This is a genomic window from Rhizobium sp. Leaf311 (assembly GCF_001423445.1).
GTDB lineage: Bacteria > Pseudomonadota > Alphaproteobacteria > Rhizobiales > Rhizobiaceae > Agrobacterium.
This window is the reverse complement of the sequence record NZ_LMNZ01000021.1, coordinates 117,653-132,889: the sequence shown is the minus strand read 5'-3', so window position 1 is coordinate 132,889 and position 15,237 is coordinate 117,653. Positions and strand designations below refer to the sequence as shown.

The 15,237-nt window shown below is 57.1% G+C and carries 10 protein-coding genes; 4 read left to right on the top strand and 6 right to left on the bottom strand.

Annotated features, from left to right (window positions below; genetic code table 11):
- Nucleotides 1–65 precede the first annotated feature (65 nt).
- The 5 genes from ASF69_RS20005 to ASF69_RS19985 all read right to left on the bottom strand — a co-directional run bounded on the left by ASF69_RS20005 (nt 66) and on the right by ASF69_RS19985 (nt 7,316).
- On the bottom strand, nt 66–1,733 hold the full coding sequence (locus ASF69_RS20005) for an FAD-binding oxidoreductase (RefSeq protein WP_062590038.1): 1,668 nt from the start codon (nt 1,731–1,733) through the stop codon (nt 66–68).
- A complete protein-coding gene (locus ASF69_RS20000; protein WP_162238100.1) occupies nt 1,730–2,743 on the bottom strand; it encodes a (Fe-S)-binding protein in 1,014 nt (337 codons plus the stop codon). Before ASF69_RS20000 ends, ASF69_RS20005 begins: the two co-directional genes overlap by 4 nt.
- Before the next feature lie 317 nt (nt 2,744–3,060).
- Nucleotides 3,061–4,470 (bottom strand): FAD-binding protein, encoded by a 1,410-nt coding sequence (locus tag ASF69_RS19995; protein WP_062590036.1) that lies wholly within the window; start codon nt 4,468–4,470, stop codon nt 3,061–3,063.
- Nucleotides 4,471–4,770: 300 nt separating this feature from the next.
- The gene (locus ASF69_RS19990) at nt 4,771–6,483 is read right to left on the bottom strand and encodes a CocE/NonD family hydrolase (RefSeq protein WP_082469798.1); all 1,713 of its coding nucleotides are present in this window, start codon (nt 6,481–6,483) and stop codon (nt 4,771–4,773) included.
- Nucleotides 6,484–6,692: 209 nt separating this feature from the next.
- Nucleotides 6,693–7,316 (bottom strand): TetR/AcrR family transcriptional regulator, encoded by a 624-nt coding sequence (locus ASF69_RS19985; RefSeq protein WP_062590034.1) that lies wholly within the window; start codon nt 7,314–7,316, stop codon nt 6,693–6,695.
- Nucleotides 7,317–7,425: 109 nt separating this feature from the next.
- Here ASF69_RS19985 and ASF69_RS19980 point away from each other — a divergent pair, with 109 nt between their 5' ends.
- Genes ASF69_RS19980 through ASF69_RS19965 form a run of 4 tightly spaced genes read left to right on the top strand, consistent with a single transcriptional unit; the run spans nt 7,426 to nt 13,851 of the window.
- The gene (locus ASF69_RS19980; protein WP_062590033.1) at nt 7,426–8,499 is read left to right on the top strand and encodes an efflux RND transporter periplasmic adaptor subunit; all 1,074 of its coding nucleotides are present in this window, start codon (nt 7,426–7,428) and stop codon (nt 8,497–8,499) included.
- Nucleotides 8,496–9,581: an efflux RND transporter periplasmic adaptor subunit gene (locus ASF69_RS19975; protein WP_062590032.1), complete on the top strand. Its 1,086-nt coding sequence runs from the start codon at nt 8,496–8,498 to the stop codon at nt 9,579–9,581. The genes ASF69_RS19980 and ASF69_RS19975 overlap by 4 nt, the downstream gene beginning before the upstream one ends.
- Entirely contained in the window at nt 9,578–12,655 is a 3,078-nt protein-coding gene (locus ASF69_RS19970) for an efflux RND transporter permease subunit (protein ID WP_062590031.1), read from the top strand. Before ASF69_RS19975 ends, ASF69_RS19970 begins: the two co-directional genes overlap by 4 nt.
- A 53-nt stretch (nt 12,656–12,708) precedes the next feature.
- On the top strand, nt 12,709–13,851 hold the full coding sequence (locus ASF69_RS19965) for an alpha/beta fold hydrolase (protein WP_062590030.1): 1,143 nt from the start codon (nt 12,709–12,711) through the stop codon (nt 13,849–13,851).
- A 20-nt stretch (nt 13,852–13,871) separates the two neighbouring features.
- Here ASF69_RS19965 and ASF69_RS19960 read toward each other — a convergent pair whose 3' ends face one another.
- Nucleotides 13,872–15,224 (bottom strand): glycosyl hydrolase family 28 protein, encoded by a 1,353-nt coding sequence (locus ASF69_RS19960; RefSeq protein WP_062590029.1) that lies wholly within the window; start codon nt 15,222–15,224, stop codon nt 13,872–13,874.
- Nucleotides 15,225–15,237: the final 13 nt, after the last annotated feature.

Below are 15,237 nucleotides of genomic sequence, written 5' to 3'. Positions count from 1 at the left end.
CAACATTTCTGTCAGAGCATCAGCTATCTGCTTGACCCAGGCGTTGTGACTGACGTCGAAACGCCTCAGTTTCTAGTTCTTTTCAGCATTTGAAGGATTACGAACTTCAGGATTGGCTGAAAATATCTGGCACCGATAAGCTTGCCCAGCAACCTCCAACCCGTTGTACTGAGCGGTCCCTGCTTGTTGAAGACATAGTGCTGCCCGATCGACAGTCCTTTGGGATCGTAACCGTTCTTGATCTTGCGCATCCATTCGTTGGAGCGACCGTAACCGCCACCGGCAAGATCAGCCACCGGCCCGATCGCAAAGCCGTTCATTCCGAACGGCTTTGTGCTCAAGAGGACGGTCATCCGCACGAAATAGGCCATCGCTGCGGCAGAAGCTTTCCTGTCCTGGGTGGAATAGACCGGTACGTTTTCCGCCCACATATGGCGGCTCTCATTCGCCCAGGTCCACACCGCATCTGCCGATACGAAATGACCTTTCTTGGCATCCTTCTCCAGAAGCTTCTCGGCTGCCTCCATCATCTTTGGCATCATCCGGAAGTTATCCAGTCCACCAATGCTGGTGATACTGCCAAAAGTCGGACGCCAGACGCGCAGCACATAGGTCGAGGTCACGAGGTTGCGGATAAGCACCTCGTACTCTTCCTTTGGCATCTCGATCACTTTCGCACCGGTATCGGCTATGATTTTCGCCATGACCCGCTCCTTGTAACGCATTTCAGCGTCCGACGTCGCAAGGGTGAGCACAGACCAGTGACACGTGTTTTCGTCGCGCGCGGCCACGGGCAAAGTCCCATTCGCTTTCCGCCTCAAATACTCGCCGTTATCAGCGGTCAGCACCGTGCCGATACCTGATGGGGGAATGCGTAGCCAGAAATCAGCAACGCGCGACTTGTTGAGAATGATAGCCGCTTCTGCCCCTTTCTCCCAGTCATCCCATACGAGATGGTAGAATCGCTGGCGCTCGGACAATGGCGCGCCCAGTTGTGGATGCGCGCCCGATACTTTCACCGGCTTTGCTTCATCTTTCCAGGGATGCAGCTTGAACCCGATCTTGGTGAAGACACCGATGCCGCCATAGGCGCCGTTGTCTCCGCGGATCATTCCACGAAAGCCGGGTCCGGGGCCTTCCCCATTGAACCATCCAACATCTGAACCGCTCGACCCTATCCGCTTGATTTCACCTTCGGGAGTGACCCATTCCAGCGCAAGAAGATTGCGGTAATTCACGCCTGTCGTCGCGCCCGAAACGCCAATACCAGCAACGGACGTTGCCGAGGCAAGCGGCGAGTGTGGAGGCCCTGCTCCCACGATGTGACACGTCAGCCCCTCTCTCAGTGCTGCGTTTTGAAGCTGTAGCGCCGTCACATAGGGCTCGATGATCGCCATCTGGTTCTTTGCATCGATCTCGCAACGGTTCATGCGTCTGAGGTCGAGAATGAGATATTGGCCGGGGCTGGCATTCATCGACCAGACCCCTGTGCTGAGAGCCCGGAAGCGCAGCTTGTTGCGCACGCAGCATTTGACGATCGCCTGAACCTCTTCGGTTGAGCCCGGCATGATAATCGCGCTCGGCCAGACTTCCGACAGGCGGTTCCTGCCGGGATCTGCAGCCAGCCCGTTCCATGCATAGCCAAGCACGATGCCGTCATCCTCGCTGAGGTTTGGCGCGCCGACGATGCTCTCAAGCTCTTTGTAGACAGACCTGTCGAGAGGCGTTTTCATTTACTCACCTCCGCTTGCCCTTCCGTACCCTCGGAAATGAACGAGGCCAGGCCTTCGACCGAAATGCCGAGATTTTCCTGGTCGGCAATCGCACGCAGATGGGCGGTGCAGGCACCGCATCCGCTGACAAGGGTCTGCGCGCCGCTATCGATCGCTTCCTGCAGCACTTCGACGGCCGCATGACGGGCGAAGTCGGGGTAGGCTTCCTTGCCACCGCCCAGCGCGCCGCAACAATAGGCAAACTGTCGGCTGCGGGGCATTTCGGCGAGATCCGCACCGGTTGCGGCAATGAGACGGCGCGGAGGATCGTAAACTCCGTCGTTACCGAAAAGCACCTTGCGGGGTGGATCGAAGTGTTCGACCTGATTGTGCTTTACGCGTTTACCAGACCATGCGGTGTAGGCTTCCGACAACCGACCCAATCTGCACCCGTCATGATAGGCTACCGCGCCTGACCTTGCGCTCAGACCTTTTGACAGCAGTCCGCCATCACGTAAGTCATCCGCGCATTGCGAGAAATGCTGGACCTCGAAACCCTCCAGACTGACACCAAGACGCGGCCAGATATTTCGGATCGAGGAAAAGCTTGCCGCGGAACATGTCACAAGTCTCTTTGCGCCAGTGGCCTTGATGGCATTCGCCAGTGCTTGTGCCGATCTGGCGGCCTCTTTTTGCTGCCCTATGTCGAAGGCATACCCGCCGCAGTCCACTTCGTCGTCATAGAGAACGCCAAAGCTCACGCCGCCTGCACGCAGCAGCCTGACTGCCGCACGCAGTTCCTCGTGCAAAGCATCGTCGAAAGCATTTTCGCAACCGATATGCAGGAGGGTTTCACACTGTTGGCTGCGCGCATCGGGCAACTCCATGCCCTTGGCCCAGGCGAAACGCTCACTCGCGGCTTTGCCGAAACGGTTGCCATGGGCTCGAACCGATTGCATGGCCTGACTGTGAACATCCGGGGCCTTGCCGTCCTCCACCATCTTCTGACGAAGCGCATAGATTGTATCCAAGGGATCAACCAGGTCCTGGTGATTCCATTTACACGCAGTATCGCAGGCGCCGCAGGCGCTGCAGGCAAAAATACTCCGCGTCAATTCCTCGGTCGCGGTCACCTGTCTGCCCTCCGCTAGGGCATAAGCGATCATGCTCTTACCCGCACCGCCGTAGCTATGGAATTTCCCATAGTCTACGCTCGGACAGGTTGACGCGTGGCGCGCGCTGGTGGCGGCCGGTACCCAACGACAGCTGTTGCATCTCTCGCAACGCTCGGCAAATTCACGGCGATCTTGTAAAGTCAAAGTTGCCTCCCCCTTCATTGACTGAATGACTAACTGAACCGACCTGGCGTCATGATATCTCTCGGATCGAGGACGGACTTGATCTCCCCGATGCTTTTGAGCGCACCGGGATCTGCCTTGAAGGCCAGTTTTCCCCAGCTGTCATAAGGCCGGCTGAAGAACGCTCCTCGCTGGGCCCAGCCCTCTGCGACCTCATCGCGCTTTTCCCTGCGCCTGTCCCCGAACTGTGCGTCCGTAAAGATCGCCTCGACATGACAGCAGACGCCATGGATCATCGGCTGAATGTAGATGGCCGGACGATTGCGATCGTCCGCTCCGCCCAGAAGTGCGTCCACCTTGTCGAGCTGGCTGAGACAGAAAAGGTTCTCATAGGCACCACGGGCCGCCTTGTAATCCTGTCGCGACGTTGAGTGGAGAAGCGACTGAAGTTCCGCACCCGACAAACCGTTCACACTTTCGCTGACGGTCAAGCCCTGTGCCTCGGCATCGCTTGTGAAGTCGGCAATCGCCACCGATTGACTCTCCTCAGGGAAATACGGAGAAGAGGTGATGTTGCACAAAAGGAGCCAATTGCTTGCCCGATCGCCGGTGGATGCTCCACCCTTGGCAATGACAGAGCCCATCAGGTCAAGTTGTCGCGCATTGACGATCAAGATCTGGCAGCTGGTTCGCCGCCAGGTCGTGCGATAGGCGAGCTCTACCAGGGGAGCGAGACGATCAGATCCGACAAGGACCATTCGTTCCATAGCAGGAATTGGCTCACAATAGGCAGAGCCCCAGCTGACAATTCCCAGAGAGCCTTGAGACCCCTGTAAGACCCGCGTGAAATCGGTCACTTGTGGGCCGCTGGAAATCATCTGGCGCAGCCCGCTCTTGAGATTGTCTTCAAGCTCACCCGGTGCTGCACCGCCACCCGTGCGAAACCGCTCGCCGCAGCCGAAGACAACCTCGAGTGCCGCGAGTGGATCGCTGGAATCCCACTGGTTATAGGGGCTGGTGATTGGCTCCCGGTCGAGATAGCTGGCCAGAACGGATTTTTGCGCCTGTGGAAGCAGCGGCTTGAAAGCCCGAAGCCCGTAGGGTCTCAGAAGTCCGTCGATCTCGCCAAACGTCACTCCGGCCTCAATGACCGCAATCCGATTTTCTTCGTCTGCATGGATCAGCCTGTTGTTGCGGGCCATGTTGACGATCACAAGTGGCCGCGGGTCCGCGGTCGGTGGAGGACAGGAGATGGGGGTCGAGCTTGAAACGGGATAAAGCGCAACATCCTTCTCATTCGCCCAACGAACCAGCGCCTCGACGTCTCTGATGCCCACCGGGAACACCATAGCCGCGCCATTTGGAAATCCCGGAGCTGGCGGGAGCGTTTCAACTCTCAGCGGTGCCGATGCGTATAGATCAGGCACGCGTTTCTTCAATGCAGCTTTGATAAAGGCCAAACTGACATCCTTTCAATGGTTTGAATGGTTATGCCCGCATATGGATCACGCACGGCGTGGCGCGTTGCCGCCGCCGCACGGTGGAATGGCTCTGTCAATTACAGTACAAACAACTGCTGCCGCACTGCCGCAGGCAGTGACGCATATGCCGTTCAGTCTGCTGACAGGCGAACAAATAATCCGGTATTGCAAATATGTGCCCATGTGCCTGAAAAGCCGTATGGCGACGGCTCGTCGGCTGTCTTCGGCACTGGCTTTTTTGTCGCCAGTGCCGAGCAGTTCTGCTGGGCGGCAGTTCAGTTACGCGCCAGGAATGTGTGGCACCAGCAATCGGGACGGGTACTTTCCACCGAAGTGGATGATGTGGCGGCCCTTGTTGATCGTCGGAATGGGCGGAATCTGCGGGAACTCCGGCCGCACCAGTAGATCGGTCGCGGTGATGACGAGTTCAAGCGTTTCGCCCGGTTGCCAACGAATTCCATAGGGCCAGAAGCCGATATCGACAGGGACGATTTCGCCCGGCTTGAGCTTCTCCTGTTGGTCGAAGTCCATATGGGGCTTCAACTCCGTGGACTTCTGCGCATTGGTCGCGCGCAGGGACACTCTCAACCGGCCATTCGGTCCGACATGAGTTCTGTCGGTAACGACTGGGCACTCCTGAATCTTGCCGTCGCGGTCACGCTTGCGAACAAAGGCGAAAATGTCCATGTCGTCATTGCCAGCCGCTTCCACCCAAAGCTTGAGATTGAAGTAGCCGGTCAGTTCCGTCGTTTCGTCAAACGTGACAAAGAAGCTGACACCTTCCCGTTCTGTGACATCATAGGAAACCGACGTCGCTTCGGCCTGCGCCTCATGCAGAAGGGCTGGCTTGCCATCCTTCAGTCCAAGGTGCAACGGCTTGACCTGCTCGCGCTTCAGCGGGAACTCCGCTTCGCTGCGATTGACGATATCGCCATTACCAGGATCGAAGACGCTCAGCCTGACAGGCGGGGTTGCTTCCCAGCCATTCTCGACGCCCTTCAGATAGCGGTCAAAGAAGCGGCGGAGGTCCTCCACATTGGCGGGGTTGTAATAGTCCGTCCATTCATGGGTATTGTGCACCCGCAGCCACTTGTTCTCCGAGGCAATAGACGACCAGCCGCGGAAGCTGCCTTCGGTGTGCAGGAGATTTGTCCAGGAGGCCACGATGTAGGCTGGCACATCGATCTTCTCGACCGGCGAGACCTTTGTTTGCCAGTACTTGTCCAGCAAAGGATGAGCTTCGGTCATTGCCGGGATGTCTTCCAGCAAATTATTGCCGCAGAGGCGGCTGAAAATACCGTTGGAGAAAAGCCGCTCGGGAATACCACCCCGGCATGCCGTATCGCGGTAGATGTCGGAAGCACCCTCCCACGGCGCGATTGCTCCAAGATGCGGCGGTTTCATGCCGGCGACAAACCACTGGGACATGGCAAGCATCGAGTTGCCCGTCAGGCCGACCTTGCCGTTTGACCAGTCCTGCTTGCCAGCCCATTCGATCAGGTCATATTCATCTTCCGGCTCCTGACGGCCCCAGGCATGAATATCGCCTTCCGAGTTGAAGGCACCACGGCTGTCCGGTGCCAGAACGACATAGCCATTTGCAACCCAGTAGCCCGGATTTGGTGCCTCGAACTTGTTCAGCCCGTCTTCCCACTCCAGAGGAACATCCATGCGGGTCGGGTGGCCAAATCCACCGTTGCCGATAACGCTGCCGCGTTTGCCGTAAGGGCTCCAGCCCATGATGGCGGGGTAGTTTCCGTCCTCGACTGGACGATACACATCCACACGGATCTTCACACCGTCGCGCATGGTTACGGCGACATCCTGATCGACGCGAATATCCGCTTGGAGCGGCATTCCGCCCTCAAGGTGAACGCTACCCTTTTTCAGGACGTAGCTACGTTCCTGAAGGCCGGGATAGGCCGATTTTTCAAGCGGTGCCGCCTTGCGGAAAATGACGTCCATCCCGTCTAATTTTTTAACAATATTCATGAATTCCTCCAGATTGCCATGTCGCCCTTATGTCGGGAGATGAGGCGGACATGCCTCGGCACGACGCAAATCGTCCACCGATGCCGCCTCGCCCTCTTGGCCTCCTCAACCAATGAAGGGATGCCGCATCAGGTTACACTTCAAAAAAATAAATGCAACGTCCGTTTAATTTATTTTGCCAAGACTTTTTCGAAAAGCACGTCAGGCGTTCAACGGTCCTGATTTCGGACCAGAAGACTGCCCATCACGAGGTCAAGATGGGCCGCCATGAAGTCGGGCACCTCCAGTTCGCGGCTATCACCGTGGACCAGTGTATCGACAGCTATTGCGACGAGAGGAGCAAAAACGATGCGCGCCGTGGCCCGCGGGCCTCCGACAAACTCGCCATTGGTTACACCCTCGTCCAGGATGGACTGTATGCAGGCCAGGATTGGCGCGATCAGATCATCGTGGTGCGTGGCGATGACCTGGGGAAAGCGTGTGCCTTCCGAAATGACAAACCTTAGAAGCTGACGAAGCCTCTTGTCGTCCAGAAGCCGTTTGTAAAGCAGATGCAACATCGCAATCAGCCGCTCGGGGCATGTGCCTTTCAACTCACGGCTCTCCGCCACCAGATCATCGAGTGGCGAAGCCGTATAGCGGATCATTGCTGCGAAAAGCTCTTCCTTGGTCGGGAAATAGACGTAGACAGTGCCTTTCGTTACGCCAACGCGCTCTGCGATATCTTCTACTCTCGCCGTCGCGAAGCCGCGTTCCACGAATTCCAGGAATGCTGCTTCAAGAATTTGGGTGGGCCGAAGTGCCTTTTGCTCGGCGCGCGTCAGCCGTTTCATATGCTATCCTTAACCATTAAATTTCAGCCGTTTCGAACATACAATAATTTCATTGACTGTCCGGTAAGTCAAATGTATCAGGGTTTCATCACGGTTCAAGAGGCAATAGATGAGAAGTCTTGCTATTAGTGCCCTGGCGGCGGCATCCCTGGCGGGCCTGACCGCTTGCACACCCGACGACCAGCAGGTGGAAAAGCCCAAGCGTCTGGTCGAAACGGTTCAGGTCAAATCGCTTGAATCCACCGATCAAATCTCGATCACGGGCGAAGTCAGCGCGCGCGTTCAGTCCGATCTTTCCTTTCGCGTTAGCGGCCGCATAACCGAACGTTTGGTCGACGTCGGCGACCACGTGTCGCAGGGCCAGATTCTCGCCCGCATCGACCCGGAGGAGCAGAAAGCCGATCTTCAGGTTGCGGTGGCGACACTTCAATCGGCTGAAGCGCAGCAGATGCAGGCGCAACAGGCCTTCGACCGCCAGCAAAGTCTCTTCAATACCGGTGTGACGACCAGAGCCGCGCTCGACCAAGCGCAGGAAGCGCTTTTGACAGCACAGGGCACGGTCCAGTCCGCACAGGCGCAGGTGGATACTGCCCGCGATGCCCTTGAGCAAACGGAATTGAAAGCCGATGCCGATGGCATCATTACCGCAAGAAACGCGGAAGTGGGTCAGGTTGCGCAGGCCGCACAATTGGTTTTCACGCTGGCGCACGATGGCCCCCGCGATGCGGTGATCAACGCGGACGAAAGCGTTCTTATTGGCGGTGAAATTCAAAACGATATCATGGTGCGTATGCTTTCAGGCGGGCAACCGATCAAGGCGACCGTCCGTGAGGTATCTCCAACCATCGATACATCGTCCGGAACCGTGAGGATAAAGCTGGCGCTGGACGCCAATGCCGATGTTCGCCTTGGCAGCGCCGTCGCCGCGACCGCGCGTTACAAGCCGAAAAGCATGATGCAACTGCCCTGGTCGGCAATGGCATCGATTTCCGGACAACCGGCAGTTTGGATCGTCGATCCCAAGGCAGGTTCCGTCTCCTTGCGGAAGATAGAGGTTGCAGACTATTCGAATGAACGCTTCTCAGTCCGCGCGGGACTTTCCGAGGGAGAAACCGTGGTGACCAGTGGCAATAAATTCCTGTCTGCCGGCGAAGTCGTGGCCTACAAGGGAGCCGCCCAATGAAGGTCCAAGCAACATTGATATCGCTGCTTCTTGCGGCGACCTTTCTTGTATCCTGCGAAAAACAGGATGAAGCTCCTGCGGAAAAGCCTCGTCCTGTGCTTTTCATGGTTGCACAGCCGGCACCGGAAGTCGCTTTCAGCCTCCCCGGCACGGTGGAAGCACGCATCGAGACCCAGTTCGGCTTTCGCATTCTCGGCCGCATCGTGGCACGAAATGTCCAGGTTGGGGACGTCGTCAAAAAAGGTGCGGTCCTTGCCGCGATAGATCCACTCTCTCTTGAGCTGGCCGTCAGAAGCGCGCAGTCGGATTTGTCCAATGCCCAGGCACAGCTGGCAAATGCGGCAACCAATGAACAACGCCAACAGACCCTGTTCGAGCGCCAGTCCGCGGCCAAAGCAACCTTTGAAAGCGCACAGCAGGAGCGGGCCACCGCTGAAGCGAATGTCAACAAGGCGAAGGCTAACCTTGATAAGGCAGAGGAGCAACTGGGCTACTCACGCCTCCTGGCCGAATTCGATGGTGTCGTCACCACAACATCTGCCGAGGTCGGGCAGGTCGTTTCCGCGGGTCAGAGCGTTGTTACAGTAGCGCGGCCGGAAGAACGCGATGCCGTCATCGACGTACCGGAGGCCGGAAGCTCGCTTCTCAGGCCCGGCGCGGAATTCGATGTTTCGTTGCAGCTCGATCCGGCAATTCACACCAAGGCTGTCGTTCGTGAAATAGCACCCGAGGCCGACGATGCGACCCGAACGCGGCGCACGAAGCTGACATTGATCAATCCTCCGGAAGCCTTGCGTCTGGGGGCCGTCATCATGGCAAGTGCCACGACGACATCGGCGCCCGTCATCAAGGTTCCCTCGTCTTCCATTCGCAAGGAAGGAGCAAAAACCTTCGTGTGGATCGTCGATGACAAGAGCGGTACGGTATCTCCCCGTGAAGTTACCCTTGAAGCTACCCCAGCCTCAACCGGCACTGTGATCGTCGCCCAAGGCATCAATGCCGGCGACCGCGTGGTGACGGCGGGCGTGAACCAACTCAAAGACGGCCAGGCCGTTCGCATTGACCAGGAGAATGCCCAGTGAAACCGTTCAATCTTTCCGACTGGGCGCTCGAGCACCGTTCGCTCGTCTGGTATTTCATGATCATCTTCATCCTGGCGGGTGCATTCTCCTATATCAATCTCGGCCGTGAGGAAGACCCCTCCTTCACGATCAAGACGATGATCATCAATGCGCAGTGGCCGGGAGCCTCCGCAGAGGAGGTGACAAAACAGGTCACGGACCGCATCGAGAAGAAACTCGAAGAACTTGATGCACTCGACTATACGCGCAGCGAGACCAAGGCCGGACAAACGACGATTTATGTCGAACTGCTTCCCACCACCAAGGCAAGGGACGTCAGTGGCAACTGGGTCCGCGTTCGCAACATGGTCAGCGACATCAAGGGAGATCTTCCCAGCGGTGTCGTCGGTCCATTCTTCAACGATACATTTGGCGATGTCTACGGCAACATCTACGCCTTTACGGCAGACGGCGTTTCCCAGCGCCAGTTGCGCGACCTTGTCGAGGACGCCCGTGCCAAGCTTCTGACAGTGCCGGATGCAGGCAAGATTGACGTCATCGGCGCGCAGGACGAGGCCATCTATCTCGAATTTTCGACGCGCAAGATTGCCGCGCTCGGACTGGACCGTCAAAGCATCATCCAGACACTGCAGTCCCAGAACGCGGTCACGCAGTCCGGTTTCGTTGATGCCGGTCCTGAAAGAATTGCCTTGAGAGTGGGCGGTGCATTTGCATCCGAGGAAAGCCTCAAAGCCATCAATCTGAGGGTCAATGACCGTTATTTCCCGCTGACCGACGTTGCGACGATCAAGCGCGGATATGTCGACCCTCCATCGTCGCTGTTCCGCTTCAATGGACAGCCCGCAATTGGTCTTGCAATCGGCATGACGCCCGGCGCCAATTTGCTGACCTTCGGCGAAAATCTCGACGCGGAAATAAAACGTGTCGTTGCCGACCTTCCCATTGGCGTCTCGGTCAATCGCGTGTCCGACCAGCCCGCCGTCGTCGAGGAAGCGGTCTCGGGCTTTACAACCGCCCTCTTCGAGGCTGTCGTGATCGTGCTTGCCATCAGCTTTATCAGCCTTGGCGTCAGGGCAGGACTTGTGGTTGCCGTTTCCATCCCGCTCGTGCTGGCAATCACTTTCGTGTTCATGGAATATACCGGCATTTCGCTCCAGCGAATTTCACTCGGTGCGCTCATTATCGCGCTCGGCCTGCTTGTGGACGATGCGATGATTGCCGTCGAAATGATGGTGTCGCGACTTGAGGCTGGCGACAACCTGAGAAAGGCAGCAACCTACGTCTACACGTCTACCGCATTCCCCATGTTGACGGGAACGCTGGTCACGGTTGCAGGCTTTATTCCCATCGGCCTGAACAGCAGCGCGGCTGGCGAATTTACCTTCACCCTCTTTGTCGTCATCGCGGTGTCGCTCGTCGTTTCATGGATCGTTGCGGTGGTCTTCACACCATTGCTGGGCGTCGTCATCCTTCCGAAGACGATGAAATCGCATCATGAGCAAAAGGGACGTACTGCACGCGCCTTTGCCTGGCTGCTCCTGATTGCCATGCGGTGGCGTTGGCTCACGATTGGAGCGACCGTATTGGTGTTCGGCGCTTCCATTGGCGGCCTTGGTCTCGTTCAGCAGCAATTCTTCCCGGCATCGGACCGCGTTGAACTTATCATCGACTGGAGCTTGCCGCAAAACAGCACCATCGCTGAAACCAACAGGCAAATGGCCCAGTTCGAAAAGGACAAGCTTGTCGGAAACGGCGACATCGATCATTGGTCAACCTATGTCGGAGAAGGCGCACCCCGTTTCATCCTGTCCTACGATGTTCAGAGCCCGGCAAGCTGGTTCGGCCAGACGGTTATCGTGGCGAAGGATGTGGAAGCGCGCAATCGTCTGAAAGATGATCTGCAGTCTTACCTTTCGCAGACATTCCCGGGCACCGACGCCTTTGTGAAACTGCTCGATATTGGCCCACCCGTTGGAAAGCCGGTTCAATATCGCATCAGCGGACCTGACGTGCAGAAGGTGCGCCAATATGCGCAGCAATTCGGCACCATCATCAGTTCCAATCCGCTCCTGTCCAACATGACCTACGACTGGAACGAACCATCGCGTGTGGTCAAGGTTGATGTCCTGCAGGACAAGGCAAGGCAGCTCGGCGTTTCGTCCCAGGATATCGCAACCCTGCTGAATGATATTGTCGAGGGAACGTCCACGACGCAGATCCGGGACGATATCTACCTGATCGACGTCATCGGTCGGGCAGAAGACGTCGAACGCGGCTCTATCGAAACCTTGAAGAACCTCCAATTGGCAGGTTCGAACGGCAAGTCCGTCCCTCTGTCGGCTGTCGCGAAGTTCCGCTATGAACTCGAACAGCCCATGATCGGACGCAGAGACCGTATTCCGACCATCACCATCAAGGCTGCGGTATTGGGCACGACGCAGCCGGCAACCATTGTCGAACGCTTGAAGCCCGAAGTCGCGAAGTTCACGGAAACATTGCCCGCAGGCTACAAGGTCGAGATTGGTGGTTCGGTGGAATCCAGTGCCGATGCGCAGGGGCCAATCGCCGCGGTTGCGCCGATGATGCTGCTGGCAATGGCAACGATCCTGATGCTGCAGCTGCAAAGCTTCAGTCGTCTGTTCCTTGTCTTTGCCGTTGCCCCGCTTGCTCTCATCGGTGTCGTCGCCGCGCTCCTGCTCAGCAATGCGCCAATGGGCTTCGTGGCGATCCTCGGTGTTCTTGCCCTCATCGGGATCCTGATCAGAAACTCGGTCATCCTTGTGGTGCAGATCGAACAGCTGCGAAGTGAAGGCATGTCGCCTTGGAAAGCCGTCATAGAAGCAACCGAACATCGTATGCGGCCGATCATGTTGACGGCGGCAGCAGCCACCTTGGCTCTTATCCCAATCTCTCGCGAGATTTTCTGGGGGCCGATGGCCTACGCCATGATGGGCGGCATCGTTGTCGGAACGGTTCTCACGCTTCTGTTTCTTCCAGCTCTCTATGTTGCCTGGTTCAGAATTCCACGCGAAGATGATGTCGAGCCGACAGACACGCCAGCACCTGCCTGCTAAGAGACGGGGCGCCAGACGCCCCGTTACCTTTTTCCCTCCATAAAGCGACCCCCATGATGTTTCTTTCCCTCTCTAGAAGCGACAGAGGCCGTTTCAGTCTCCTCAGCGTGATTGCAGTCCTGTTTGCCCTGACCGGCTGCGTTTCGCGCCCAAGCCCGGATGTTCTCAAGCCCGTGGCATTGAAAAATGACGCAGCTGAAACGCTAAGCGTGCTTGCGGTCACCAATCGCGATCGCGAAGCTAAAGACGGGACATTTGGAAACCGGTGGGGCCAAAACCTTCATTACGACCGTTTCGTTTTTTCCATTCCGAAAGACAGAAACGGTGCGGCGATAAATTACCCTACCGCCAAGCCGGACCCGAAACGCGATTACATCGTGCTTGAACGCGAAAAGCTCTCGCTCGACGCGCTTGTGCGGGAAGCGACGCAGGCGGCCAGATTCGATGGGACAGTCGCTGTTTTCGTGCATGGCTACAATTATTCCTACCAGGAGGCCTTGTTTCGAACAGCGCAGGTTGCCGCAGACGCCAATGCAATGAGCCCTCCGATCATGTTCTCCTGGCCCTCGGCTGCAAGCGTTGCCGGCTACGTGGCCGACAGGGATGCCGTCTTGTATTCACGCACGGAGCTGGATGCGCTTCTCAAGGCACTTGGCCGGTCACCGAAGATCAAACGCATCATTCTGTTCGGACACAGCATGGGAGGCTTTCTTTCGATGGAAGTCTCAAGGCAGCTGAAACTTCAGGGCCGTGACGACGTCCTGCAAAAGCTGCAAATCGTGCTGGCGGCACCGGATATCGACACCGACGTATTCCAGGCACAGCTCAAGGATATTGGCCGTATCCGCAATCCCATCGTTCTGCTTGTCTCGAAACAGGATAACGCACTCAGCATCTCCAGTTTCGTCGGAGGAGAACGTCCTCGCGTCGGCCTGTTGGATATCCACGATCCCATCATCGAAAAAACCGCCAAAGCCGAGCATCTCACCGTCATCGACATTTCATCGCTGCAGTCGTCGGATGGGCTTGGCCACGACCGATATGCTTCGCTGGCAAAGTTTGCAGGAAATCTGGACAAGGCGGAAACAAAAATGCGCACGAATGGCAGAAACATCGGCGCCTTTGTTTTTGACGCAGCTGGTGCCGCCGTGGCCAGCCCGTTCAGGCTGGCAGGCCAGCTCGTCAGCCCGCAGTAGGAATCTCGTGAACGCTGCTGTCAGCTTGAAGCAGCAGCGTTCACCACAATCTCGCGGTTCCAGTTTTCCGGCAGCGGCTCTGGACGGCCGATCCTGATATTTTCGGTGACAAGGTTGGACACACCCTTGGTAAAGATGGCTGGCATCCCACCCGGATATGCAATCAGGCCAATAATCTGGCCATCCGGGCCAAAGCGCCAGGCGTTGACGCGTCCGGCACTCTTATCTCCAATCGGAAAGCGATCGAAACGATCATCGATGGTCGGGCGAATGTCGTAGCGCAGTCCCGTCTTCAGTGGGCCTGCCTTTTGCTCCAATGCGATGTTTCGCAATATGATATCGGAAATGCCGCCTTCGGTTTCGGCGACCATATTGATCGCACCTTCCATCGTGCCTTCGACGTCTTCGATAAGCACGTTGCAGACCTTGCCAGCCGGAAACTCCTCTGGTCGCCGGTCCAGCACGGTAATCGTGATAGCTTCGCCCGAGCCCCAGAAACCAGCCGGTGTTTCGTGGCAATCCACAGAAATGCGGACAAAGCGCACGCCATCAACCACCCCGCCATCCCGTGAGAAAATACCGAGACCGCGATTGGATTTTTCAATGCGGACATCTTCAAAGGAGATGTTGCGGAACGCGGAGAAGCTTTCCGTACCAAGTTTGAGGGCGCAGGATCTGCTTTCAACGACGCAGTTGCGCACGGAGACATTCTCGCATGGTCCGGTAACGCTGCCATCCTCACGTCGTGTCGTCTTCAACACGATGCCATCATCGGCCGTGCGGAACTCGCTGTCGAGGATGTCCACGTTCCGGCAGCCATCGATCACGATGCCATCCGTGTTGGGCATACGGCGGTCGTTATCGACCGCCACACCCTTGACCTGAATCGTATCGCAGGCAGCAAAATGCATCGTCCACATTGGTGAATCGTCGATCCGCAGACCTTCAATGCGGATATTCTTGCAGCCGTCCAGAACGAGGATACGGGGACGATAGCGCGATGCGACCAATGTGCCCATGTCGCCGTCCTCACCATGGGTATAGAGCGTCGATCCCGCGCAGAATATGCGGCCGCCCCCAACGAGGGCAATATTGCTCTCTCCGACCGCAGTCATCATTGCGCGATCGCTTTCCTCCGCGACAATCGCAACCGTGGTGTGGGCATAGGCCTCATAATCGGGAATGAAATGCAGTTCTGCACCTTTGACGATCTCTATCGTGAGATTGGAGCGCAGACGCAACCCGCCGCATCGGTGAATGCCCGGCTCCAGGACGATATGCAGCATGCCTTCATGCCTGTCGAAAAGCGATTGCAGCTGTTCGGTGAGGTCGTCCGGTTGTGCGGCAATATGGATCGTAGGAGAGAGAGACATGTGACTACCTGAC

Bases quoted from the DNA above. Each gene is read 5' to 3' on its own strand.
- ASF69_RS20005 (WP_062590038.1), bottom strand. From the start codon at position 1,733: ATGAAAACGCCTCTCGACAGGTCTGTCTACAAAGAGCTTGAGAGCATC.
- ASF69_RS19990 (WP_082469798.1), bottom strand. From the start codon at position 6,483: ATGAATATTGTTAAAAAATTAGACGGGATGGACGTCATTTTCCGCAAG.
- ASF69_RS19985 (WP_062590034.1), bottom strand. From the start codon at position 7,316: ATGAAACGGCTGACGCGCGCCGAGCAAAAGGCACTTCGGCCCACCCAA.
- ASF69_RS19980 (WP_062590033.1), top strand. From the start codon at position 7,426: ATGAGAAGTCTTGCTATTAGTGCCCTGGCGGCGGCATCCCTGGCGGGC.
- ASF69_RS19975 (WP_062590032.1), top strand. From the start codon at position 8,496: ATGAAGGTCCAAGCAACATTGATATCGCTGCTTCTTGCGGCGACCTTT.
- ASF69_RS19965 (WP_062590030.1), top strand. From the start codon at position 12,709: ATGATGTTTCTTTCCCTCTCTAGAAGCGACAGAGGCCGTTTCAGTCTC.
- ASF69_RS19960 (WP_062590029.1), bottom strand. From the start codon at position 15,224: ATGTCTCTCTCTCCTACGATCCATATTGCCGCACAACCGGACGACCTC.